Annotated in this window: 25 protein-coding genes; 20 read left to right on the top strand and 5 right to left on the bottom strand. The window is 71.0% G+C overall.

Going from position 1 to position 22,096, the window contains the following annotated elements; all coding sequences use genetic code 11:
- The 6 genes from VF139_10480 to VF139_10455 form a co-directional block, all read left to right on the top strand.
- Positions 1–294 (top strand): hypothetical protein (locus VF139_10480; protein ID HEX6851817.1); only part of this gene is annotated, 294 nt, incomplete at its 5' end.
- Entirely contained in the window at positions 291–1,214 is a 924-nt protein-coding gene (locus VF139_10475) for a nucleotidyl transferase AbiEii/AbiGii toxin family protein (GenBank protein HEX6851816.1), read from the top strand. The genes VF139_10480 and VF139_10475, both read left to right, overlap by 4 nt.
- Before the next feature lie 65 nt (positions 1,215–1,279).
- The gene (gene arcC, locus VF139_10470) at positions 1,280–2,242 is read left to right on the top strand and encodes a carbamate kinase (GenBank protein HEX6851815.1); all 963 of its coding nucleotides are present in this window, start codon (positions 1,280–1,282) and stop codon (positions 2,240–2,242) included.
- Positions 2,243–2,261: 19 nt separating this feature from the next.
- Complete coding sequence (locus tag VF139_10465; protein HEX6851814.1) at positions 2,262–4,154, top strand: hypothetical protein; 1,893 nt, start codon at positions 2,262–2,264, stop codon at positions 4,152–4,154.
- Between the two features lie 155 nt (positions 4,155–4,309).
- Positions 4,310–5,938 carry a GTPase HflX gene (hflX, locus tag VF139_10460; GenBank protein HEX6851813.1) on the top strand — a complete coding sequence of 543 codons (1,629 nt, stop codon included), beginning with the start codon at positions 4,310–4,312 and terminating at the stop codon, positions 5,936–5,938.
- The gene (locus tag VF139_10455; GenBank protein ID HEX6851812.1) at positions 5,935–6,783 is read left to right on the top strand and encodes a DUF2785 domain-containing protein; all 849 of its coding nucleotides are present in this window, start codon (positions 5,935–5,937) and stop codon (positions 6,781–6,783) included. The genes hflX and VF139_10455 overlap by 4 nt, the downstream gene beginning before the upstream one ends.
- Here VF139_10455 and VF139_10450 read toward each other — a convergent pair.
- The gene (locus VF139_10450) at positions 6,780–7,421 is read right to left on the bottom strand and encodes an exopolysaccharide biosynthesis protein (GenBank protein HEX6851811.1); all 642 of its coding nucleotides are present in this window, start codon (positions 7,419–7,421) and stop codon (positions 6,780–6,782) included. The genes VF139_10455 and VF139_10450 overlap by 4 nt on opposite strands.
- A 112-nt stretch (positions 7,422–7,533) precedes the next feature.
- On the opposite strand from VF139_10450, the gene VF139_10445 reads away from it, so the two are divergent.
- The 13 genes from VF139_10445 to VF139_10385 are packed head-to-tail and all read left to right on the top strand — an operon-like array spanning position 7,534 to position 16,643.
- Positions 7,534–9,048 carry a PLP-dependent aminotransferase family protein gene (locus VF139_10445; GenBank protein HEX6851810.1) on the top strand — a complete coding sequence of 505 codons (1,515 nt, stop codon included), beginning with the start codon at positions 7,534–7,536 and terminating at the stop codon, positions 9,046–9,048.
- A gap of 12 nt (positions 9,049–9,060) precedes the next feature.
- Positions 9,061–9,951: a pyridoxal 5'-phosphate synthase lyase subunit PdxS gene (gene pdxS / locus VF139_10440; protein HEX6851809.1), complete on the top strand. Its 891-nt coding sequence runs from the start codon at positions 9,061–9,063 to the stop codon at positions 9,949–9,951.
- Positions 9,951–10,547, top strand: coding sequence for a pyridoxal 5'-phosphate synthase glutaminase subunit PdxT (gene pdxT / locus VF139_10435; GenBank protein ID HEX6851808.1), 597 nt, complete (start codon positions 9,951–9,953; stop codon positions 10,545–10,547). Before pdxS ends, pdxT begins: the two co-directional genes overlap by 1 nt.
- A gap of 2 nt (positions 10,548–10,549) precedes the next feature.
- Positions 10,550–11,443 carry a branched-chain-amino-acid transaminase gene (gene ilvE, locus VF139_10430; GenBank protein ID HEX6851807.1) on the top strand — a complete coding sequence of 298 codons (894 nt, stop codon included), beginning with the start codon at positions 10,550–10,552 and terminating at the stop codon, positions 11,441–11,443.
- Between the two features lie 2 nt (positions 11,444–11,445).
- Positions 11,446–12,039 carry a 2-hydroxychromene-2-carboxylate isomerase gene (locus tag VF139_10425; GenBank protein ID HEX6851806.1) on the top strand — a complete coding sequence of 198 codons (594 nt, stop codon included), beginning with the start codon at positions 11,446–11,448 and terminating at the stop codon, positions 12,037–12,039.
- A gap of 42 nt (positions 12,040–12,081) precedes the next feature.
- Positions 12,082–12,387, top strand: coding sequence for a metalloregulator ArsR/SmtB family transcription factor (locus VF139_10420; GenBank protein HEX6851805.1), 306 nt, complete (start codon positions 12,082–12,084; stop codon positions 12,385–12,387).
- A complete protein-coding gene (locus VF139_10415; protein ID HEX6851804.1) occupies positions 12,374–12,847 on the top strand; it encodes an SRPBCC family protein in 474 nt (157 codons plus the stop codon). The genes VF139_10420 and VF139_10415 overlap by 14 nt, the downstream gene beginning before the upstream one ends.
- The gene (locus VF139_10410) at positions 12,844–13,416 is read left to right on the top strand and encodes an SRPBCC domain-containing protein (protein HEX6851803.1); all 573 of its coding nucleotides are present in this window, start codon (positions 12,844–12,846) and stop codon (positions 13,414–13,416) included. The genes VF139_10415 and VF139_10410 overlap by 4 nt, the downstream gene beginning before the upstream one ends.
- A gap of 21 nt (positions 13,417–13,437) precedes the next feature.
- Positions 13,438–13,980, top strand: a complete 543-nt coding sequence (locus VF139_10405; protein ID HEX6851802.1) for a DUF1579 domain-containing protein — start codon at positions 13,438–13,440, stop codon at positions 13,978–13,980.
- Positions 13,981–13,984: 4 nt separating this feature from the next.
- Positions 13,985–15,232, top strand: a complete 1,248-nt coding sequence (locus tag VF139_10400) for an MFS transporter (GenBank protein HEX6851801.1) — start codon at positions 13,985–13,987, stop codon at positions 15,230–15,232.
- A gap of 53 nt (positions 15,233–15,285) precedes the next feature.
- Positions 15,286–15,993, top strand: coding sequence for a cytidylate kinase-like family protein (locus VF139_10395; protein ID HEX6851800.1), 708 nt, complete (start codon positions 15,286–15,288; stop codon positions 15,991–15,993).
- 28 nt (positions 15,994–16,021) lie between these two features.
- Complete coding sequence (locus VF139_10390) at positions 16,022–16,213, top strand: hypothetical protein (protein ID HEX6851799.1); 192 nt, start codon at positions 16,022–16,024, stop codon at positions 16,211–16,213.
- Positions 16,185–16,643 carry a hypothetical protein gene (locus VF139_10385; protein HEX6851798.1) on the top strand — a complete coding sequence of 153 codons (459 nt, stop codon included), beginning with the start codon at positions 16,185–16,187 and terminating at the stop codon, positions 16,641–16,643. Before VF139_10390 ends, VF139_10385 begins: the two co-directional genes overlap by 29 nt.
- Positions 16,644–16,649: 6 nt before the next feature.
- Here VF139_10385 and VF139_10380 read toward each other — a convergent pair whose 3' ends face one another.
- Positions 16,650–17,504 carry a phosphoribosylformylglycinamidine synthase subunit PurQ gene (locus tag VF139_10380; protein ID HEX6851797.1) on the bottom strand — a complete coding sequence of 285 codons (855 nt, stop codon included), beginning with the start codon at positions 17,502–17,504 and terminating at the stop codon, positions 16,650–16,652.
- A complete protein-coding gene (locus tag VF139_10375; protein HEX6851796.1) occupies positions 17,497–20,493 on the bottom strand; it encodes an AIR synthase-related protein in 2,997 nt (998 codons plus the stop codon). The genes VF139_10380 and VF139_10375 overlap by 8 nt, the downstream gene beginning before the upstream one ends.
- Positions 20,494–20,595: 102 nt before the next feature.
- Here VF139_10375 and VF139_10370 point away from each other — a divergent pair, with 102 nt between their 5' ends.
- Positions 20,596–21,522: a LysR family transcriptional regulator gene (locus VF139_10370; protein HEX6851795.1), complete on the top strand. Its 927-nt coding sequence runs from the start codon at positions 20,596–20,598 to the stop codon at positions 21,520–21,522.
- On the opposite strand, the gene VF139_10365 is transcribed toward VF139_10370, so the two are convergent.
- Both VF139_10365 and VF139_10360 read right to left on the bottom strand, forming a co-directional pair.
- Positions 21,500–21,739, bottom strand: a complete 240-nt coding sequence (locus VF139_10365) for a hypothetical protein (protein HEX6851794.1) — start codon at positions 21,737–21,739, stop codon at positions 21,500–21,502. The two genes, VF139_10370 and VF139_10365, sit on opposite strands and share 23 nt — an antisense overlap.
- Complete coding sequence (locus tag VF139_10360; GenBank protein HEX6851793.1) at positions 21,736–22,089, bottom strand: hypothetical protein; 354 nt, start codon at positions 22,087–22,089, stop codon at positions 21,736–21,738. The genes VF139_10365 and VF139_10360 overlap by 4 nt, the downstream gene beginning before the upstream one ends.
- Positions 22,090–22,096 lie beyond the last annotated feature (7 nt).

Genomic DNA, 22,096 nt, shown 5'->3' with positions numbered 1-22,096 from the left:
TCGCCGAAGGTCGCGAATCTCCGCCTGCGAATCGTCCACTTCAGCGGACCCGACTTTCGCGAAGGGATCGAGGTCCACGAGATCGAGCGCCAGCGCGTTCGCGTCTACGGCGTCGCCAAGACGATCGCCGACCTCTTCAAGGCCCGAAACCGTGTCGGCATCGACGTTGCCGTGGAGGCGCTGCGCGAGGCGTGGCGCGATCGCCGCTTCACGATGGCCGACCTCGATCGCGCCGCCCGCGCCTGCCGCGTCGAGCGCGTCATGCGTCCGTACCTGGAAAGTGTGGTCGCGTGACGACGGGGCTGGCTCAGTCCGTCCAGGTCCGGCTCGTCCAGCACGCGAAGAGGCTCGGCATCGATCCCAACCTCGTGCTCGTGCGTTATGCGAGCGAGCGGCTGCTGTACCGGCTCGCGCGATCGCCGCACGCCGGCCGATTCGTGCTGAAGGGTGCGTTGCTGCTCTACGTCTGGCTGGGCGAGACGATCCGCCCCACGCGCGACGCCGACCTGCTCGGATTCGGCGAGCTCGATGCCGAATCGCTGCGGAACACCTTCCTCGTGATCTGCGGGCAGCAGGTTGAGCCCGACGGCATCGAGTTCGACCCGGCGTCCCTGCGGGTTGGCGCTATCCGCGTCGAGGACGCCTACGGCGGGCAGCGGGTGGAGCTCACAGCGCGAATCGGGAAAGCCCGACTCCGGGTGCAGGTCGACATCGGTATCGGGGACGCGGTCGTGCCGGAGCCCCAATGGATCGAGTACCCGAGCCTGCTGGATCTGCCGCGACCGCGACTGCGCGCCTACCGGCCCGACTCGGCGATTGCCGAGAAGGTGCACGCCATGGTTGCCCTCGGCGCAGCCAACAGCCGCATGCGGGACTTCTTCGACGTGCATGCGCTCGCACTCGGCCTGCCGTTTGATGGGGCGGTGCTCGCGGATGCCATCAAGGCCACCTTTGCCCGGCGTCGGACGGAGGTGCCGCGCGAGCTTCCCTTGGCCCTGACCCGGGAGTTCGCGGCGATTCCGGGGAAGTCGGCTCAATGGGCGGGATTCACCCGGCGGCTCCTCGGCAGCGCTCCACCGCCGGAACTCCCGGCCGTGATCGACGCGATCGCCGTCTTCGCCGGACCCATCCTCCTCGCGGTCGCTCGCGGCGAGCGATTCGTAGGAAGCTGGGCGCTGGGCGGGCCGTGGTCGCGTGGAGGCACCCACGCATGATCGCCGGCCGCCCTGTCTCGTGAATCCGGGCTTCCACCCCCTCTATACTCCCCGCCGGAGGATCCATGGGCGAACCGCACGGAAGACCCATCGTGCTCGTCGCGATGGGCGGCCACGCGTTCATGCAGAAGGGGGAGACGGGGACGATCGGCGAGCACGAGCGCAACGCCGAAGTGATCGCGACGCTGCTGATGAGCCTCGTCGAGCGCGACTATCACCTGGTCATCACCCACGGGAACGGTCCGCAGGTCGGGGCGCTGCTCCTCCAGCAGGAGCTCTCCAAGACCGAGGTCCCGGACATGCCCCTCGACGTGCTCGTCGCGATGACCGAGGGGAGCCTCGGGTACATCCTCCAGCAGTCCCTCCTCAACGAGCTGCGCAAGCGCGACATCCGCCGCTACGTCGTCACGATGGTCACGCAGGTGCTCGTCGACGCGAAGGACCCCGCGTTCTCGAACCCCACCAAGCCGATCGGTCCGTTCCTCCCGAAGGAGGAGGCCGAGCGCCGCCGCGACGAGCGGAACTGGAAGATCAAGGAGGACGCGGGGCGCGGGTGGCGGCGGGTCGTTCCCTCCCCGCGGCCGGTGCGCGTCGTGCAGCGCGAGATGATCCGCGACGCGGCCCGGCACGGGCACATCGTGATCGCCTCGGGAGGCGGGGGCATCCCGATCACCAAGGACGAGCACAACCACTACGTCGGGGTCGAGGCGGTCATCGACAAGGACCTCACCTCGAGCGTGCTCGCCTCGGACATCGGCGCGGCGCTGCTCATCATCCTCACGGCGGTGCCGCAGGTGTACGTGAACTTCGGAACGCCCGAGCAGCGGCCGCTCGGCGCCGTGACGCTCGAGGAGGTCGAGGACTACTTCGCCCAGGGGCACTTCGCGGCCGGAAGCATGGGCCCCAAGATCGAGGCCGTGATCCAGTTCCTGCGCGGAGGCGGGCGGCGCGCGCTCATCACGAACCCGGAGAGCCTCCCGCTCGCCATCGAAGGGCGCGCCGGGACGCACTTCGTGGGGAAGATCTGAACGGACAGGAGCTCCCATCGTGAATCGATTCGCGACGTTCGCGACGTTGTTCCTCACCGCCTCGGCGTTCGCCGCCGACGCGCCGATCCGGATCGCCGTGGACGCGACGGAGGCGCCGCGGCGGCTGTTCCTCGCGACGCTGTCGATCCCGGCGGCGCCGGGCGAGACGACCCTGCGCTACGCGAAGTGGCTCCCCGGCGAGCACGGGCCGACGGGGCCGATCGCCGACCTCGCGGGGATCCGGATGACCGCGGGGGGGAAACCCGTCCGATGGGAGCGGGATCCGCTCGACCTCTACCGGTTCCGCTGCACGGTCCCCGAGGGGGCCGACCGGCTCGAGATCGCGGTCGAGTACCTCTCCCCGTCCGAGGACGGGAAGTTCACCGGAGGGGTCGCCGCTTCGGGGAAGCTCGCCGTGTTCTCGTGGAACTACGTGGCGCTCTACCCCGAAGGGAAAAAGGGCGGCGAGGTCCAGGTCGAGCCGTCGATCCGGCTGCCGGCGGGATGGAAACACGGGAGCGCGCTCGCCGCCGCGAAACGCGACGGCGACGTCGTGACCTTCGAGACGGTCTCCCTCGCGACCCTGATCGACTCGCCGGTGATCGCGGGGCAACACGTGAAGGAGCTCGCGCTCGACGACGCCGGGAGACACTTCCTCACGATCGCGGCCGACTCCGAGGAGGCGCTCGCCGTCCCGAAGGCGTTCGAGGCGTCGCTGCGGCGGCTCGTGGACGAGACCGGCGCGATGTTCGGCGGGCGGCCGTACCGGAAGTACCGCTTCCTGCTCGCGCTGAGCGACCACGTCGCGCACTTCGGCCTCGAGCACCACGAGTCGAGCGACAACCGCGTCCGCGAGCGCTTCTTCCTCGACGAGGACGTGATGATCCTCAGCCGCGGCCTTTTGGCCCACGAGATGGTGCACGCCTGGTGCGGGAAGTACCGCCGTCCCGACGGCGTCACCTTCGACGACTTCGGCGCGACGATCGACAGCTCGCTGCTGTGGGTCTACGAGGGGTTGACGAGCTACCTCGACGCCGTGCTCACGGCGCGCGCGGGGTTCGCCACGGTCGAGGACTTCCGCGAGGAGCTCGCGCTCACCGCCGCCGAGCAGGATGCGCGCGCCGGAAGGGCGTGGCGGCCGATCGTGGACACCGCCGCCTCCGCGCAGTCGCTCTACGAGGCGTCGACGGGGTGGAAGAGCCGGCGCCGCTCCACCGACTTCTACCCCGAGAGCGTGCTGATCTGGCTCGAGGCGGACGTCGTGATCCGCTCCCGGTCGCAGGGGAAGAAAAGCCTCGAGGACTTCCTGCAGGCCTTCTTCCGCGGCGAGGGGAAACCCGAGGTGAAGCCGTACACGTACGAGGATCTCGTCTCCGGGCTCCAGGACGTCGTCGCGTACGACTGGCGCGGCTTCTTCGACGCGAGGGTGCGGCGGGTCGCCGAGCGCGCCCCGCTCGGCGGCCTCACCGCGGCGGGGTGGAAGCTCGCCTATGGACCCGAGGTCCCGCGGATCACCAAGGCGGCCGAGTCGGTCAAGGAGCAGCTCGACCTGACCTGGTCGATCGGCGCGGTCGTCGACACGAAGACCGGGACGTTCGTCGACGTCGGCGCCGGGGCCGCGGACGCCGCGGGGGTGGGACCCGGCATGGAGCTCGTCGCGGTGAACGGACGGCGCTTCAAGCCGGTCTGGCTGCGCGAGGCCGTGAAGGCGAAAAAACCGTTCGAGGTGCTCGTCCGGAACGGCGAGTTCTTCCGCACGTTCGCGATCGACTACGCGGGGGGAGAGCGTTACCCGCGCCTCGAGCGCGACCCTTCGGTGCCGGACCTGCTCACCGCGATCGCGACCCCGCTCCGGCCGCCGGTCGCGCCGGGTTCGACCTCCCGGGAGGGGGGCGACCGGGCGAAGCCGTGAACCACGTTGCGCAATTCCCGCGCCGACCGTAGAACATCGACCGCAGGAGGTACCGCCCGATTCCCGAAATTCACGGCCACCTGACCGGACTCTCCCCCATCCAGAAGGACCGCCTCGAGCGCCTCTACCGCCGCCGGATCCCCGCGGGGGTCGTCGTGTCGCACGACCTGGCGCGGGAGATCGTGCAGCTCGACCGGCTCGTGGGCCGTCGTGTGGGCGTCCTCATCGACCGGCTCGGGCGCGTGGAGGCGGTCGCCGTGGGGGACGCCAAACGCGTCGCGGTCCCGCGCGAGCCGAGCGCGCCCAAGGGGCGCGAGCGGTTCAGCACCCTGCGCTGGGTCTACACGCGGGAGAAGGACGAGGCGCTCGCGCCTTCCGACCTGACGCCGATCGCGCTGCACCGCCTCGACGCGATGGCCGCGATCGCGCTCGGTTCCGAGGGCGAGGCGGGCCCCGTGCGCGTCGCTCACCTGCTCCCCGCCGACGAGTCGGTGAAGGCCGAACCGTCGGCGCCGCAGGAGAGCCGCCGGGAGTCCCGGGACGTCGTCGCCGACGGCGCCCGGTACCGCCTGTTCCCCCCGCGCCCCGCGTACGAGCTCGACGACGACTTCCTCGACATGATCCGCGCGCTCGAGAAGGAGTTCGAGCGGAGGCGCTCGAGGACCAAGGTCTCGGGGAAGGCCGGCCGCGCGATCCTCGTCCACGTCACGACCGGAAAACGCGACGCCGCGGAGGAGTCGCTCGACGAGCTCGCCGAGCTGGCGGATTCGAGCGATCTCGCCGTCGTCGACCGCATCCTCCAGCGCCGCCAGTCCTACGACTCGCGGACGTGGATGGGGGCCGGGCGGCTCGAGGAGCTGATGGTCCGGGCGACGCGCCTGCAGGCCGACTTCATCGTCGCTGACCAGGACCTCACCCCCGCGCAGGCGCGCGCGATCGCCGAGGCGACCGCGCTCAAGGTGCTCGACCGCTCGCAGCTGATCCTCGACATCTTCGCGCGCCGCGCCCGCACCCACGAGGGGAAGATCCAGGTGGAGCTCGCGCAGCTCAAGTACCTGCTGCCGCGCCTCATGACGCGCGGCGACTCGGGGCTGTCGCGCCTGGAGGGGGGCATCGGCGGCCGCGGTCCCGGCGAGCAGAAGCTCGAGGTCGACCGCCGGCGCGTACGCGACCGTATCCGCAACCTGGAGAAGATGCTCGACGCGGAACGGACGCGGCGCGAGCAGCGGCGCTCGCGCCGGCGCGAGCGCGACGTCCCGGTCGTGTCGCTCGTGGGCTACACCAACGCGGGGAAGAGCACGCTGCTCAACGTCCTCACCAAGAGCGAGGTCTTCGTCGAGCACCGGATGTTCGCGACCCTCGATCCGTCGTCGCGGCGCCTGCGGCTGCCGCGCGAGCGCGACGTGGTGATCAACGACACCGTGGGGTTCATCCGCGATCTCCCGAAGGACCTCGTCGCCGCGTTCCGCGCGACGCTCGAGGAGATCGAGGGCTCGGACCTGCTGGTCCACCTCGTGGACGCCTCGCACCCGAACCATCCGCAGCAGATCGCCGCCGTCGTGGGGATCCTGACCGACCTCGGGTACCACGAGATTCCGCGCCTGACGGTCCTCAACAAGATCGACCTCGTCCCCGAGGAGGAACGCGCGTCCCTCGCGCGCGGGCACGGCGCCCTCGCCATCTCCGCGACGACCCGGCTCGGGCTCGATTCCCTGCTCCGGAAGATCGACGCGCTGCTCCCGGCGCGACCGAGGGCGCTTGCCGCGGTAACGTCGGCCCCGTGATCGCCGCCGTCGTGCTCGCCGCCGCCGCCTCCCTCGACGCGTGCACCCTCCCGACGACGCGGGACGCCGCGGCGTGGAAGTCGATCGCGCCTTCCGACGCCGCGTTCCTCGAGCTCGACGCCCTGTTCGCCTCGCGCGATCCGGACGTGCGCGACGGCGTGGGGTTCGAAACGGTGGTCGCGTGGGTCTACCGCGAGCGGAAGGTCTCCGACGCCGCGCTCGCGGCGGCGACGGCGCGCTGGCGGGACCACCTGCGATGCGGCCTCGGAGCGACGGGGGACGACCGCGTGTTCCTGCGCTCGTTCTCGGCGCTGGCGCTGTCGATCGCCGCGGCCGCCGACCTGAAGCAGCCCTGGCGCGACAAGGCGGCGTTCGACGCCGACCTCGACGCGGCGTTGACGTACCTCGCCGGGGAGAAGGACCTGCGCGGCTGGGTCGAGGGGGCGGGCTGGGCGCATGCGGCCGCGCACACCGCCGACTGGCTGAAGTTCCTCGGTCGCAGCCCGCACCTCGCGCCGGCGCAGGCCGCGCGGATCCTCGAGGCGATCGCCGCGAAGCTCGAGACGACGACGGAGCCGTTCGTGCGCGCAGAGCCCGAGCGCCTGGCGGCGGCGGTGGTCTCCCTCACGCGGCGGAAGGACTTCGACGTCGCGGCGTTTGCATCCTGGGCCAATCGCCTGGCGGCGCTCGAGGCGGCGGTCTGGAAGGCGACGCCGTTCGATCCCGCGAAACACGCGGCGGCCCTGAACGCGAAGGCCGCGCTTCTGTCGCTTTACGTCGGCCTCGACCTGTCCGGCGCGGCGGAGGAGGCGAAGGCCGCCCTCGCGGAGGCGCTGAAGCGCTAGGCGGAGCCCTTCCCCCAGCCCAGCCACTCGAAGGCGTTCACGCCGACGACGAAGACGAGCCACACGACGAACGTGAAGTAGGCGACCGAGAGCACGAGCCACGCGAGCGCGACCCAGAGCATCGCCGCGTCCCGCTCGAGCTCGGCGATGCACGCGAAGACGGCGGCGAACCCGGGGATCGTGTTGTTCAGCGGCACGCCGATGAAGGGGATCGCGATCAGGAACCCCGCGGTGCCGATGACCGCGCCGCCGAGGATCCGGCCGCGCCGTCCGGTCACCCATCGCTCGCCGCGGGGGCGCGTGAAACTCCGGCAGAAGGTGAACAGCCGCAGCGCCCCGCCGATCAGGACGAGCCAGACCTTCTCGGGGAGGACGATGGCGCGGACGCGCCTCGGGAGCCAAGGCTCCGGACGCCCGGTCATCAACTGGAATCCCAGCGCCGCGAGGCTGATGCCGGCGGCGGTGGCGACGGGGCCGAGGCTCACCGGGACGAGCATCGGAACGGCGAAGAGGATCGCCAGGAACGGATAGCTCGCCTCCCCCAGACCGTCGAGGACCTCCCCGATCGTGAGGTGTTTGTCGCGGGCGCGGCGCGCGCAATCCCGCAAGGCCTCGTGCAGCTCTTCCCAGTTCTTCACCGCGCGAGACTCTAACAGATCGATTGGACCAGATTGGACCAGTTGCAGCGGCGCAGAATCGTCGTATTATCTGGTCAGGGCTAGGCCAAGTAGACCGGTTCAGGGAGTCCAAGTGACCGTACCCGGCCTCAAGATCGACCTCGACGCGGAGACGCCGGTCTACCGGCAGATCGCCGACGGCATCCGCCGCGCGCTCGAGGAAGGTCGCGTGCTGGCGGGGCGGAAGCTCCCGCCCACGCGCGACCTCGCGCTCCAGCTGGGGGTCAACCGGAACACGGTGGTTGCGGCGTACGACCTGCTCGTCGAGGAAGGGGTCGCGCGCAGCCACACGGGCCGAGGGACCTTCCTCGTCGGAGCGCCTGCTCCCGTCGAGCGCGGGGCCGAAAGCGCGTCGTGGTTCACCGCCTTCTCGCGCGCGGTCGAGGGTCCGGGAGTCGCCGGGCTCGCGTCGGTCTACCGCGTCGCGATCTCCAACGAAGGGATCTCGTTCGCCGGCTCGTTCCCCGCACCCGACCTTATGCCCGCCGAGGCGTTCCGGCGCGCGATGAACCGCGTGCTCAAGGAGAAGGGGGGGGACGTCCTGGCCTACGGTCCTCCCGCGGGGTACCCGCCGCTGCGCGAGGCGATCGCCGCGGATCTCCGCCGTCGGGGCAGCCGCGCCGCGGCCGAGGACATCCTGATCACCAACGGCTCGCAGCAGGCGATCGAGCTCGTCTTCCGGGCGTTCGTCGATCCGGGGGACGCCGTCGTCCTCGACGAGCCGACCTACACCGGCGCCCTGAGCGTGCTCGCCTCGCTCGACGCGCGGCTGGTGGGCGTCCCGTCGGACGCGCACGGCATGCGCCCCGACCTCCTCGAGCGCGCGCTCGAGCGCCACCGCCCGCGCCTGCTCTACCTGCAGCCGACGTTCCACAACCCCACGACCCGGGTCATGCCCGAGGGTCGCCGGCGGGAGATCCTCGACCTCGCGCGCCGGCACTACTGTCCCGTCGTCGAGGACGACTGGGCGGGCGACCTGCGCCTCGAGGGCGAGGACATCCCGACGCTGCACGCCCTCGACGGCGGCGGGCACGTGATCCACCTGAGCACCTTCTCGAAGAAGCTCCTTCCGGGGCTGCGCATCGGGTGGCTCGCGGCGCCCGGACCGGTGCTTTCGCGGCTCGCGCTCCTCAAGCAGATCGAGGACCACGGCACGAGCCTGCTGCTGCAGGCGGCGCTGCACGCGTTCCTCGAGGAGGGCTCGCTGGCCGATCATCTGGAGGCGACGCGCGTCGCCTACCGCAGCCGCCGGGACACGATGCTGCGGGCGATCGCCGCCTCGTTCCCCGAGGGCGTCGAGGTGTCGAGCCCCGAAGGGGGGTTGTTCGTCTGGGTGACGCTCCCCCGGGGGGTCGACGGCGACGAGATCGCGGCCTCGGCGCGCGAGCGCGGCGTGCTGCTCAACCCCGGGTCGTTGTTCCATTTCGACGGCGGCGGCAGGAACACGATGCGGCTGACCTTCTCGGCCGTGACCCCCGAACAGATCGAACGAGGGATTTCCGTCCTGGGAGCGCTGCTGCGCGAGCGCGTCCCGGGCGGCTGGCGTGAACGCGAGGGCGCGGCGATGGAAGCCGTGCCGCTCGTCTGACGAGGTGGCCCCATGACCGAAGGCAACAAGGGAACGTTGAGGCTCAAGACCGGGCTCGCCGAGATGCTCAAGGGCGGCGTCATCATGGACGTCGTGGACGCGTCGCAGGCGAAGCTCGCGGAGGACGCGGGCGCCGCGGCGGTGATGGCGCTCGAGCGCGTCCCCTCCGACATCCGCAAGGACGGCGGCGTCGCCCGGATGTCCGACCCGGAGATGATCCTCGAGATCATGGACGCGGTCTCGATCCCGGTGATGGCGAAGTGCCGCATCGGGCACTTCGCCGAGGCGCGGGTGCTCGAGTCGCTGGGCGTCGACTACATCGACGAGAGCGAGGTCCTCACGCCCGCGGACGAGGCGTACCACGTGGACAAGTTCGCCTTCTCGGTGCCCTTCGTGTGCGGCTGCCGCGATCTCGGCGAGGCGCTGCGGCGGATCGGCGAAGGCGCGGCGATGCTCCGGACGAAGGGCGAGGCCGGGACCGGCAACATCGTCGAGGCCGTGCGCCACATGCGCGCCGTCGTCTCGGGGATCAAGCGGCTCACCACGCTCGGGCCGGAGGAGATGATGACCGAGGCGAAGAACCTCGGCGCCCCGTACGACCTCGTCCGGCTCGTGGCGGCGGAAGGCAAGCTCCCCGTTCCGAACTTCGCGGCGGGCGGGGTGGCGACTCCGGCCGACGCGGCGCTGATGATGCACCTGGGCGCCGAGGCGGTGTTCGTCGGGTCGGGCATCTTCAAGTCCGCCGATCCCGCCAAGCGCGCGAAGGCGATCGTCCGCGCCGTGACCCACCACCGCGACTGGAAGGTCGTCGCCGAGGTCTCGAAGGGACTCGGCGAGGCGATGCCCGGTCTCGAGACCGGCAAGCTCCCGGAGTCGGAGCTGATGCAGACGCGGGGCTGGTAGTGGCGACGGTCGGCGTGCTCGCCTTGCAGGGGGACTTCGCCGCGCACGTGCGCGCGCTCGGTCGCGTCGGCGCGACCGCCGTCGAGGTGCGCAGGGTCGCCGAGCTTCACGCCCTCGACGGGCTCGTGATCCCCGGCGGCGAGAGCACGACGCTGCTCAACCTGATGGAGGACGAGCCCTGGTTCGAGGAGCTTCGTGCGTTCCACGCCCGCGGGAATTCGATCCTCGGCACGTGCGCCGGAGCGATCCTGCTCGCCCGCGAGGTGCGGCATCCGGCGCAGCCGAGCCTGGGTCTGCTGGACGCGGTCGTCGAGCGGAACGGCTACGGCCGCCAGATCGACTCGTTCGAGACGCGCCTCGCCTCTCCCGCGTTCGGCGGAGAGGTCGAGGCGGTGTTCATCCGCGCGCCCCGGTTCGTCGAGCTCGGGCGCGACGTCGAGGTCCTCGCCCGCCTCGAGGGGGAGCCCGTGGCGGTCCGCCAGGGGCGCGTGACCGCGTTGACGTTCCACCCGGAGCTCACCGCCGAGGCCAAGGTCCACCGGTATTTCCTGGATTCGATGCTTGCATCGGAGCCCACGACGCTCAGGAGGTTCTAGCAGTGAAGATCTACGTCGACGGCAAGCTCCATCCGAAGGACGACGCCCGGATCTCCGTGTTCGACCACGGGTTCCTCTACGGCGACGGCGTGTTCGAGGGGATCCGCGTCTACGAGGGGAACGTGTTCCGGCTCAGGGAGCACATCGAGCGCCTGTACCGCTCGGCGAAGACCCTCGCCCTCGAGATCCCGATGACGCAGGACGAGATGATGCAGGCCGTCTGCGAGACGGTTTCGGCGAACGAGCAGAAAAACGCCTACATCCGCCTCGTCGTCTCGCGCGGCCCGGGGGACCTCGGCATCGACCCCGCCAACTGCCCGCGGTCGACGGTCGTGATCATCGTCGCCTCGATCAAGCTCTACCCGCAGGAGTTCTACGACAAGGGCGTGCCGCTCGTGACCTCGCACGTGCGCCGCATCCCGATCCAGGCGCTCGACGTCCGCATCAAGTCGCTGAACTACCTGAACAACATCATGGCCAAGCTCGATGCGAAGCGCGCGGGGGCGGTCGAGGCGGTGATGCTCAACCACCAGGGGCGCGTCGCCGAGTGCACGGCGGACAACATCTTCATCTGGGCGAACGGCACGCTGAAGACCCCCGACCTCCTCGAAGGGGCGCTCGGCGGCATCACCCGCGACGCGGTCCTCGACATCGCGAAGGCGCAGGGCATCCCGTCGAGCGAGACGAAGATGGGTCTGCACGACCTCTACAACGCCGACGAGGTCTTCCTCACCGGGACCGGAGCCGAGATCGTTCCCGTCGTCATGATCGACGGCCGCACGATCGGCACCGGGAAGCCCGGTCCGATGACGCAGCGGATCCTGGCGGAGTTCCGGAAGCTGCGCGTCGCCGAGGGGACGAAGGTGAACTACCCGGCGGAGGCGCCGGCGCGGTAGCGGTGCGCACCCTCGAGTTCTGGTTCGACTTCGGATCGACCTACTCCTACCCGGCGGCGATGCGCGTCGAGGCGCTCGCCGCCTCACGCGGGGTCGCGCTCGCGTACCGGCCGTTCCTTCTCGGCCCGATCTTCCGGCTGCAGGGGTGGAGCGACTCCCCGTTCAACCTGAACCCGCGGCGGGGCGCGTACATGTGGCGCGACGTCGAGAGGATCTGCGCGGGGCTGGGCATCCCGTTCCGGAGGCCTTCGTCGTTCCCCCGGAACGGACTTCTCGCCGCCCGGGTCTGCTGCGCGCACGAGGGTGAGCCCTGGATTCCGGCGTTCGTCCGGGCGGTGTTCGACGCGAACTTCGCCCGGGACCGCGAGATCGCCGAACCCGCGACGATCGCGGCGTGCCTCGAGCCGCTCGGCCTCGACCCGGGACGCGCCCTCGCGGCCGCGGGCGCGCAGCCGGCCAAGGACCTGCTCCGAGCCCGGACGGACGAGGCGGAGCGTCGCGGGGTGTTCGGTGCTCCCACCTGGTTCGCCGGAGACGAGTTGTTCTGGGGGAACGACCGGCTCGAGGCGGCGCTGGACTGGCTCGAGCGGCCCTGATTTTTCCTTGACAACTCGGTAAGCCGGCAGTAACAGTTAGCCATGGCTTACCAAAGAGCGCTCGAGGCCCTCGCCGACCCCACGCGCCGCGCCGTCTACGAACGGCTGCGCAAGGGGCCGCGGGCCGTGGGGGAGCTCGCGGACGGGCTCGACGTCTCGCGCCCGGCGGTCTCCCAGCACCTGCGCGTCCTCGAGGAGGCCGGGCTCGTCAAGGCCAGGGCCGAAGGCACGCGCCGGATCTACCGCGTCGAGGTGAAGGGGCTGAAGGAGCTCCGCCGCTATCTCGACGCGCTCTGGAGCGACGCCCTCGGGGCGTTCGAGGAGGAGGCGCGCCGTGGGAAACGTTGAGCCGATCGCCCCGTACCTCGAGCCGCTGCGCAAGACGCGGGTCGTGCCGATCCCGCCGGCACAGGCCTTCGACCTTTTCACCGCGAGGATGGCGTCGTGGTGGCCGCTGGCGACCCACTCGGTGTTCGAGGGGAAGGCGGTCCGATGCGGTTTCGAGCCGCGCGTGGGGGGCGCCCTCTTCGAGGAAAGCGACGCGGGGGAGCGCTCGGTCTGGGGGACGATCCTCGCCTGGGAGCCGCCGGGGCGATTCGTCGTGACCTGGCACCCCGGCCGCGGGGCCGACACGGCCCAGGAGCTCGAGGTCCGCTTCGTTCCCGAGGGGGACGGCACGCGCGTCGAACTCGAGCATCGCGGATGGCAGAAGCTCGGCGCCGAGGCCGCCGCGACCCGCGAGGGGTACAGCGGCGGATGGGAAGGGGTGCTCGGCCGTTACACGGCGGCGGCGGGAGGTGCGCGATGAGGGCGGCGTGCGTGCTGGCGGCGATCTTCACGGTGACGGGGGCCGCGGCCTCCGATCGGATCCTGCGCGCGGAGTTCGAGCTTCCCGCTCCGGTCTCCGAGGTCTGGAAGGTCTGGACGACCGAGGCCGGGGTCACGAGCTTCTTCGCCCCCGGCGCACACATCGAGCCCCGGGTGGACGGAGCGTACGAGATCTTCTTCAACCCGAAGGCGGAGCCGGGGATGCGCGGGGCCGACGGGATGCGCATCCTGGCCTTCGAGCCGGAGCGGCGGCTCGCGTTCACCTGGAACGCGCCGCCGTCCATCCCGGCGATCCGTGGGCAGCGCACGATGGTCGTCGTCGAGCTTCAACCGGCGGGCGAGGGGCGCACGAGGCTGCGGTTCACCCATCTCGGTTGGGGGGAGGGGACGGACTGGGACGCGGCGTACGCGTACTTCGACAAGGCGTGGAGCACTTTCGTGCTGCCGCACCTGAAGCAGCGCTTCGTGAAGGGGCCGGTGGACTGGGCGAAGGGGGAGTCCCCCGAGCCGCTCGCCGGGACGATGCGCGTCGGGCTCGTCCCGCGATAGTCTGCGCGGCGGAGGTGACCGATGGCTGCGAAGACGAAGAAGAAGACGAAGGCCAACGACGAAGCGGCGATGATGGCGCTCTGGCAGAAGGCGATGACCCCGTCGAAGGGGCACGCTCGACTCGAGCCGATGGTCGGGACGTTCGCGACCAAGACGACATTCGTCATGGGGCCGGGGCTGCCGGAGCAGGTCAGCGAGGGGACCTCGGTCCACCGCTGGGTCCTGGGCGGCCGCTACCTCGAGCAGATCTACAAGGGGACCTCGATGGGGATGCCCTTCGAGGGGATCGGCTTCACCGGGTACGACAACGTCCGGCAGCGGTACGTGGGCACGTGGATGGACTCCTTCGGCACGGGGATCATGGACAGCGTCGGCATCGGGAAGCCGACCCCCAAGGTGATGGAGTTCGAAGGGAAGTCCTGCGGGCCGGACGGCAAGACCGTCAAGTTCCTCTGCAAGGTCCGCATCAAGGATCGCGATCGTCACTCGTACGAGATGTGGACCCGGGGACCGGGGCGGAAGCTCTTCCGCATGATGCTCGTCGAGTACAAGCGCACGGCCTGATCGCGTGAGGCCCTACCGCGTCCTGAGCCACCGGGATTTCCGGTGGCTCTGGACGTCCCAGCTCGTGTCGTTGACCGGCTCGCAGATGCAGTACGCGGCCATCGACTGGCACATCTACCTGCTGACGAAATCGCCGCTCGCGCTCGGGACCGTCGGGCTGGTGCGCATGATCCCGATCCTCTCGCTGTCGTTGTGGGGCGGGGTCGTCGCCGACCGCCGCGACCGGCGACGGATCATGGCGATCACGCAGAGCGCGATGCTGATCGCCGCGTCGATCCTCGCGTGGCTCACGTGGACGGGCGGCGAGACCCTCGCGGCCCTCTACGCCGTGACCGCGCTGACCTCGGCGGCGGGCTCGTTCGACAATCCCGCACGCCAGGCGCTGATCCCGAAGCTCGTTCCCCGCGCCGAGCTCCCCGCCGCGCTGTCGATGAATCTGACCATCTTCCACGCCGCGATGATCGGCGGGCCCGCGCTCGCGGGGCTGATGATCGCGACGTCCGACGGGGGGACGAAGGGCCTCGCGTGGATCTACGGGATCAACGCGCTGTCCTTCGCGGGGGTGATCGCCGCCGTCGCGGGAATGCGGACGTCGGGGAAACCCGAGGGGGAGCCGGGCTCCTTCGAGCCGCCGCTCGTCGCCCTGCGCCAGGGGCTGCGATTCGTCTTCGGCACGCCGATCATGGTCTGGACGATGGCGGTCGACTTCGTCGCGACGTTTTTCTCCGCGGCGACGTCGCTGCTCCCGATCTTCGCGGACCAGATCCTGAAGGTGGGGCCGGTCGGGTTCGGGTGGCTGCGCGCGGCGCCGGGGCTCGGGGCGCTCGTCGGCTCGTTGATCGCCTCGGTGAGGCCCCTCCCGCGCAGGCAGGGCCCGTGGTTCCTCGGCGCGGTCGCGGCGTTCGGCGCGGCGACGATCGTCTACGGGCTCTCGCGCAGCTTCCTGCTCACGTTCCTCGCGTTGTTCGCCTCCGGCTTCGCCGACCTCGTCTCGACCGTCATCCGCCAGACGATCCGCCAGCTGATCACCCCCGACGAGCTGCGGGGCCGGATGACCTCCGTGAACATGATCTTCTTCATGGGGGGACCGCAGCTGGGGGAGATGGAATCGGGGCTGGTGGCGTCGCTGTTCGCGACGGTGGCGCTCGGCGCGACCGTGTCGGTCGTCTCCGGCGGCGTGCTCACCGTCCTCTTCACGGCGTGGGTCGCCTGGCGCGCCCCCGCGGTCCGGCGCTACGCCTTGGACGGCTGACCGCCCCGAGGCCTAGAATCGTGACGGTCCCACCTTCCCGAAGGAGGCCCGTCATGGCGCACTCCACCGCCTCGATCGACCACATCGAACAGCTCCTCGATCGCCAGCAGCGGCTCTGGGAGATCCAGCACCCGCGCGACGAGGAGCCGGCCTGGAAGAAGCCCCGCGAGGGGCCGTGGGTCGCCGTCTCCACGCAGCTCGGGGCGTTCGGGCGCGAGATCGCGGAACGGATCGCCCGGAAGCTCGACTGGCAGCTGTTCGACAGGGAGATCCTGACGTCGATCGTCGACCACGCCACGATGCGCGAGCGGGTGCTGGTCCACGACGACGAGCGGGGCGCCTCCGGGATGTACGACTACCTCGCGCACCTGCTCATCCCCGGCCATCTCTCCCGGGCCTCCTACGAAGTCGAGCTCATGCGCGTCGTGTCGTCGATCGGGCGGCGGGGGAGCGCGGTGCTCTTCGGGCGCGGGGCGCAGTTCGTGCTCGATCCGACGTTCGGGCTGCGGGTGCGGATCCTCGGCGATCGCGGGGTGCGCATCGACGCGTTCTCGAAGGAAGCGAAGATCTCGATCGCCGAGGCGACGCGCCGCATCGACGAGGACGACGCCGCGCGCCGGGCCTTCGTGCGCCAGGTCTTCCGTCGCGAGATCGACGACCCTCTCGGATACGACCTCGTCGTCAACGGCCCCGCGGTCGGACTCGAGGCCGGCTGCCGGATCGTCCTCGAGGCGTATCGGGCGAAGCTGGGGGGCGGCTAGAGCGCCGCCCTCGTAGTACATTCCGGGCGTGAACGCCGCCGTCGCCGAGGAAGTGCGGAAGGCCGAGGCCCGGCTCGAGCGGGCGCGGCTAATCCTGTCGCGTCACCCCGAGCTCGACTTCGAGGACGTGTGGCATGCGCTCCTGTGCCTCGACATGCCCCCGATCGAACGACTGGAGCTGGCACTGACCCGTGGACGCCCCTGGCCTGATTCGCGATAGAGAGCTCGCGTTCCTGCGTGAGCTGAACGAGAGGGGTGTCCGGTACCTCGTGGTCGGGTTGTCGGCCGCCGCGCTCCAGGGGGCCCCGACCGCCACCGTCGATGTGGATCTCTGGATCGAAGACCTGGACGGCGCGGGGTTCCGCTCCGCGCTTCACGAGGTCGGAGGCGCCTACGTCGCCCCGACGGCGGCGTCGCCGCCGCTCCTCGTCGGGGAAAACGTCGCCCTCTTCGATCTCGTCGTGCACATGAGCGGCATGAGGTCGTTCGCCGAGGAGTTCGCCGGTGCGACGCGGATGGACGTCGCCGGCGTCGACGTGCCCGTGCTCCCGCTCGATCGGATCATCGAAAGCAAGCGCGCGGCGCGTCGCCCGAAGGACCTCGCCGTCCTCCCGGCGCTCGAGGCGACCCTTCGCGCGCGAGAATTCTGAGCCGTCTCACAGCGCCCCGGCCGCCGCGTCCACGCCGTTCCGGAAGATCTTCATGCCGTCCCCCTCGACGGGGAGCGGTCCGTCGAGCTTCCGCCGCGTCCACTGCGGGTGGTGGAACGGGTAGAGGTACGCGTCGGGGTGGGGCATCAGCCCGAACAGGCGCCCCGACGGATCGCAGATCCCGGCGACGGCATCGGGGGAGCCGTTCGGGTTGAACGGCCACTCCTGCGTCGGAGAGCCGTCCGGACCGAGGTAGCGGCAGACCACCTGGCCGTTGGCTTCGAGCCGCGCGCGCACGTCGTCGTCGGCGAGGAACTTCCCCTCGCCGTGGCGCGAGGGAAGCTCCATCCGATCGAGGCCGCGGGTCCACACGCACGGCGAGGTCGCATCGAAGCCGAGGGTCACCCATGCGTCGCGGTAGCCGGGGCGGTCGTTCGGCGCGAGGGTCGCGCGCGGCGTCCGGTAGTCGCCGTCCAGCCCCGGTAGCAATCCGAGTCGCGTCATCGTCTGGAAGCCGTTGCACACCCCCAGCGCCAGCCCGCCGCGCTCCACGAAGCGAAGGAGGTCGTCGTAGAGGCGGAAGCGGATCTTGTTCGCGAAGACGGAGCCGGCGCCGAGGTGGTCGCCGAAGGCGAACCCGCCGATGAACGCGAGCACCGGATAATCCGACAGTCGCCGCTTCGCGGTGCCGTCGAGCAGGTCGAGCAGGTGCACGAGCTCGGGGGAGGCCCCGGCGGAGCGGAACGCCGCCTCGGTCTCCGCCTCGCAGTTGAGGCCGAGCCCCGTGAGGACCAGCACCCGGACCTCGGCGCGACGCCGGGCCTTCTCGGACTCGGGGAGCGCGTCGAACCTCTCACGCATCGGCGAGCGCCTCCTTCCAGGCCTTCTTGAGTGCGAGCACGTCCTCGTCGAGGAGCACGAGGTCGCCGTTGCGGACGCGCAGGCGCGCCGCGGCGGTCACGACGCCGGCACGCCGGCAGGCAAGCCCCGCGAACCGCCGCTCGAAGGCCGCGGCGTCGTCGGCGGCGACGGTGACCACGAAGCGTCCGTTCGACTCGGAGAACATCGCGACGTCCGCGGGGAGCGCCGCGAGGTCGGGACAGGGCGCGAGATCGAGGTCGAGCCCCAGCTCCCCGGCCATCGCCTTGCGCACGAGGGCGAGGGCGAGGCCCCCCTTCGCGGGGGTGGATGCCGAGCGGACGATCCCTGCGCGGACGGAGCCTTCGAGGGCGCGGTAGAGCGGCAGGGTCTCGGCGGGGTCGAGCTTCGGGACCTTGTTCCCTACGTAGGGGGCGGGCTTCCCCGTCTCGAGCGACGCACCGTCGCACACTCCCAGCCACCGGAGGTACTCGCTGCCGCCGGTCTCGTCGCGCGTCGTCCCGAGGAGGTAGACGACGTCGCCGGGCGCCTTGAGGTCGAGCGACAGCGCCTCGGCGGCGTCGGGGATCTGGCCGATCGCCGAGACGAGCAGGGTCGGCGGGACCGAGATCCGCACGCCGCCCATCGTCGAGTCGTTCTTCATCGAGTCCTTGCCGGAGACCAGCGGCGCGGCGTAGGCCTTCACCGCGTCGGCGAGGCCGCGGCACGCCCGCACGAGCTGCGCCGCCTTGTAGGCGCCGTCGGGGACCGAAGGGGATTCGACCGGGTCGGGCCAGCAGAAGTTGTCCAGCAGCGCGATGCGGTCGAGGGTCGCCCCGGCGCAAAGCTGCTTGCGCACCGCTTCGTCGACCACCGACATCGCCATCCAGTACGTGTCGAGGTCCGAGTAGAAGGGATTCACCCCTTCGGAGAGGACGTAGCCGCGTCGGCCGCCGTGGCGCGCGAGGAAGACCGACGCCTCCGAGGGGACGTCGGACTTCACCCCCACCCACGGTTTCACGACGGTGAGCCCCTTGACCTCGTGGTCGTAGTGGCGGGCCTTGGCCTCGCCGGAGGCGAGGTTGAGGCGGGAGACCATCCCGGCGAGCGCCTTCCCGAGCGGGCCGCGATCGACGGTCGGGGGCTCCGGCCAGGTCGGCGCCGCCCAGCGCGCGCGCAGGTCGAGGTCGGGATCCCCCTCGTGCAGGAACTCCATCTGCAGGAACGCGACCGTCTCGTCGCCGTGGCGCACGTGGAAGTGTCCGGAGTCGGTGAACGTGCCGAGGACGCACGCCTCGACCTCGCGGCGCCGCGCGAGGGCGAGGAACGCGTCGATCTTCGAAGGAGCGACCGCCAGCGACATCCGCTCCTGCGCCTCGGAGAGCAGGATCTCCCAGGGGGCGAGGCCGGCGTACTTGAGCGGGGCCTTCGCGAGGTCGAGCTCCGCGCCTCCGGGGACCTCCGCCATCTCGCCGATCGACGAGGACAGTCCGCCGGCGCCGTTGTCGGTGATCGCCTCGTAGAGGCCGAGGTCGCGCGCCTCCGTGAGGAAGTCGAACATCCGTTTCTGGGTGATCGGGTCGCCGATCTGCACCGCCTGGATCGGGGCGGACTCGTCGAGCGCGGCGGAGGAGAAGGTCGCGCCGTGGATCCCGTCCGCGCCGATGCGGCCTCCGCACATCACGATGAGGTCCCCCGGCCGCGCTCCCTTCTCGTGTCCCGGACGTCCCGCGATCGTCGCCGGGAGCCGCCCGACCGTGCCGCAGAAGACCAGGGGCTTCCCGAGGAAACGTGCGTCGAAGACCTCCCAGCCGCGCCCGTAGGGGATCCCGCTCTGGTTTCCTCCGTCGATCACGCCGTGGTGCACCCCGTCGCGGATGCGGCGGGGGTGGAGCAGCCCCCTGGGAAGCGGGCCGTCGTGGTACGGGGAGGCGAAGCAGTACCCCCAGACGTTGGCGAGCAGGTCGGCGCCGAGCCCGGTCCCGAAGGGATCGCGGTTCACTCCGACGATCCCGGTCATCGCGCCTCCGTACGGGTCGAGCGCGGAGGGGGAGTTGTGGGTCTCGACCTTGTAGACGAGGTGGTCCCGCCCGTCGAAGGCGACGACCCCGGCGTTGTCGTGGAAGACGGAGACGAGCCAGTCCGCCCCGACCGCGTCGGTCGCGCCGCGCACGTAGGTCTTGAACAGCGAGCGCACGACCTCGGGGGCGCCGCCCGGCTCCTCGTAGGTGATCGTCGCGTTGAAGATCTTGTGCTTGCAGTGCTCGCTCCAGGTCTGGGCGATCGCCTCGATCTCCACGTCGGTGGGATCGGCCCCCAGGCCCAACGCGGCACGGCGCGGATCGGCGGCGGCGGCGCGGAAGTGGTCGCGCACGGCACGCATCTCGGCGAGGGTCAGCGCGAGCAGGCGTCGACGACTCAGCTCCATCAGCGCGTCGTCGTCTCCCGCGAGCGAGACCCGCTCCGCGAGCGGCCGGGAGTGCGCGGCGACGCGGGGGACCGAGACGTCCGGCGCGGATTCCCGCCACGCCGCGTACGGCTGCAGGGTCACCGTCTGGATGACCGGATTCGCGAGGAGCTCGAGCGCGATGCGCTCGGCCTCGCCGGCGTCGACGCCGTCGCAGAGGTAGAGGGTCGAGGTGAAGACGGCGGCCCCCTCCGGGAGCTTCCGCCCGAGCGTGTCCTCGACGGCGATCCGCGCGGACTTGCCGACCGGGTCGGTCACCCCCGGCTTGAACGCCACCTCGATCGCCCGATCGAACGGGCCGTCGTCGATCCGGCCGAGGGCGCCGGTCTGAAGGACCGGGTCGGTCAGCTCGTGAAGGACCCGACGGGCCTCCTCCACCGTGATCTCCGCGTCGATGCGGTAAACGTCGCGGGTGCGGATCCGCTCGACGGGGATGCCGAGAAACCCGCGCACCGTGCGGGCGACGTCCTCGCCCCGCGGGTCGCGCCGCCCGGGCTTCAGGCCGATCTCGAGCCTTTGGACCATCGGAAACCTCCGGGAAGAGGCGCAGGGTAGCGCCGGCGCGACCCATCGAACCAATCGATTCTATGGATCAGACCAATCGGATACTTCGATATCATGGGCTCCGTGCCGCTCCCCGATCCGCGAACCGACGCCCCGGCCCTCCGGGCCTTCGTCGCGACCGCCCGCACCGGAAGCGTGGTGCGCGCGGCGGCCGAGCTCGGACGGACCCAGCCCAGCCTCAGCGCGCGCCTCTCCGCCCTCGAGCGGGCCTGGGACACGAAGTTGTTTCGTCGCGGCGCCCGCGGGATGACGCTGACCCCCGAGGGGGCCCGCCTGCTCCCGCTCGCGGAGGCGGCGCTTCGCTCGCTCGAGGCGCTCGACGTCGCCGCCGGCGTCCCGGTCTCCGGACCGGGGGAGATCCGCGTGGGGGCGGGGGACGCACTGGGAAGGGAGCTGCTGCCCCGGGTCCTCGCCGAGCTTCTCTCGCGGGAGCGGGCGCTGGGCGTGCGCCTGTTGGAGGGGCCCACGCCCCGACTGCTCCAGGCCTTGCGCGACGGCGAGATCGACGTGGCGCTGGTGGCGCGCGGACCCGCGGCGCCGGGGATTCCCGGGCTCGCATTCGAACCGCTGCTGGAGAGCCCCATCGACCTCCTCGTCCCCGCCGCACGCCGCCTTCCGCGGGGGCCCCGCACCCTCGAGGATCTCGCGGCGGAGCGGTTCGTCTCCCTCCAGCCCGGTTCGGAGTTCCGGCGTCACGTGGAGCGGGCCTTCGAGGCGGAGGGGATTCCCTTCCGCCCCACCGTGGAGGTCGGAAACCTCTCGTTGGTACGCCGCTTCGTCGCGGCCGGTGTGGGCGTGGCGCTGGTTCCCGCGATCGCGTTCGACAGCGAAGGAAAGGGAGCCCCGGTGCGGCGCGCGCGGATCGCGGGCGTGCCGCCGATCCGCTACGCGCGCGCGATTCGCGAGGGGGTTCCGCTGGGCGAGGGGACGCTGCGGTTTCTCGGCCTGTTGGCGCAGCCGAGGACCGCTACCTCGCCGCCTTCTCCCTGAGCTCGGCGTTTTCCTCGCGGAGCCGCTCGATCTCGCGGTCGAGGGCGGCCTCCCGCTCCCGCATCTCGCGCTCGACGGCATCGCGGATCGCTTCGAGCTCCCGACGGGCCTCGGGGTCCTTCTCGCGGTCGATCAGGTCCTGGGCGGGGCGGCGCTCGTCGCTTCCGCACGAGACGAGGACGGCGGTGAAGGCGATCCGAGCGAGGCGACCGGTCACTCCGTCTCCTCGCGCAGCTTGGCGTTTTCTTTCTTGAGCCGGTCGCGCTCGCGCTCCTTGCCCACGATCTTGGCGTTCCAGAATTGAACCGTCGCGTCGCGGACGTCCTTCGCGGCGGCGACCGACGCCTTGCTCACCTTCTTCCAGACGTCCTTGGACACCTCGGCGGTGTCCTTCCCCAACTCGGTCGCGCCCTTGCCGATGTCCTTGCCGACCGCCTTCGTGTCCTCCCAGATGTCCTTCGAGACCTTCCCGACGGACTTCACGGGGGCGGGCTTCTCTTCCGCGATGGCGGGGGGAGCGTTGGCGATCAGAGCCGCGCCGAGGATGAACGGGATGCAGGGTTTCATGGCGTCT

This window comes from Candidatus Polarisedimenticolaceae bacterium (genome assembly GCA_036376135.1).
Classification (GTDB): Bacteria; Acidobacteriota; Polarisedimenticolia; order Polarisedimenticolales; family DASRJG01; genus DASVAW01.
Note: the sequence above shows the minus strand (reverse complement) of the source record. Positions and strands in the feature narration are given on the sequence as shown.

Coding starts and splice junctions, on each gene's coding strand:
- arcC (HEX6851815.1), top strand. CDS start 1,280: ATGGGCGAACCGCACGGAAGACCCATCGTGCTCGTCGCGATGGGCGGC.
- pdxS (HEX6851809.1), top strand. CDS start 9,061: ATGACCGAAGGCAACAAGGGAACGTTGAGGCTCAAGACCGGGCTCGCC.
- VF139_10420 (HEX6851805.1), top strand. CDS start 12,082: ATGGCTTACCAAAGAGCGCTCGAGGCCCTCGCCGACCCCACGCGCCGC.
- VF139_10410 (HEX6851803.1), top strand. CDS start 12,844: ATGAGGGCGGCGTGCGTGCTGGCGGCGATCTTCACGGTGACGGGGGCC.
- VF139_10405 (HEX6851802.1), top strand. CDS start 13,438: ATGGCTGCGAAGACGAAGAAGAAGACGAAGGCCAACGACGAAGCGGCG.
- VF139_10395 (HEX6851800.1), top strand. CDS start 15,286: ATGGCGCACTCCACCGCCTCGATCGACCACATCGAACAGCTCCTCGAT.
- VF139_10380 (HEX6851797.1), bottom strand. CDS start 17,504: ATGCGTGAGAGGTTCGACGCGCTCCCCGAGTCCGAGAAGGCCCGGCGT.
- VF139_10375 (HEX6851796.1), bottom strand. CDS start 20,493: ATGGTCCAAAGGCTCGAGATCGGCCTGAAGCCCGGGCGGCGCGACCCG.
- VF139_10360 (HEX6851793.1), bottom strand. CDS start 22,089: ATGAAACCCTGCATCCCGTTCATCCTCGGCGCGGCTCTGATCGCCAAC.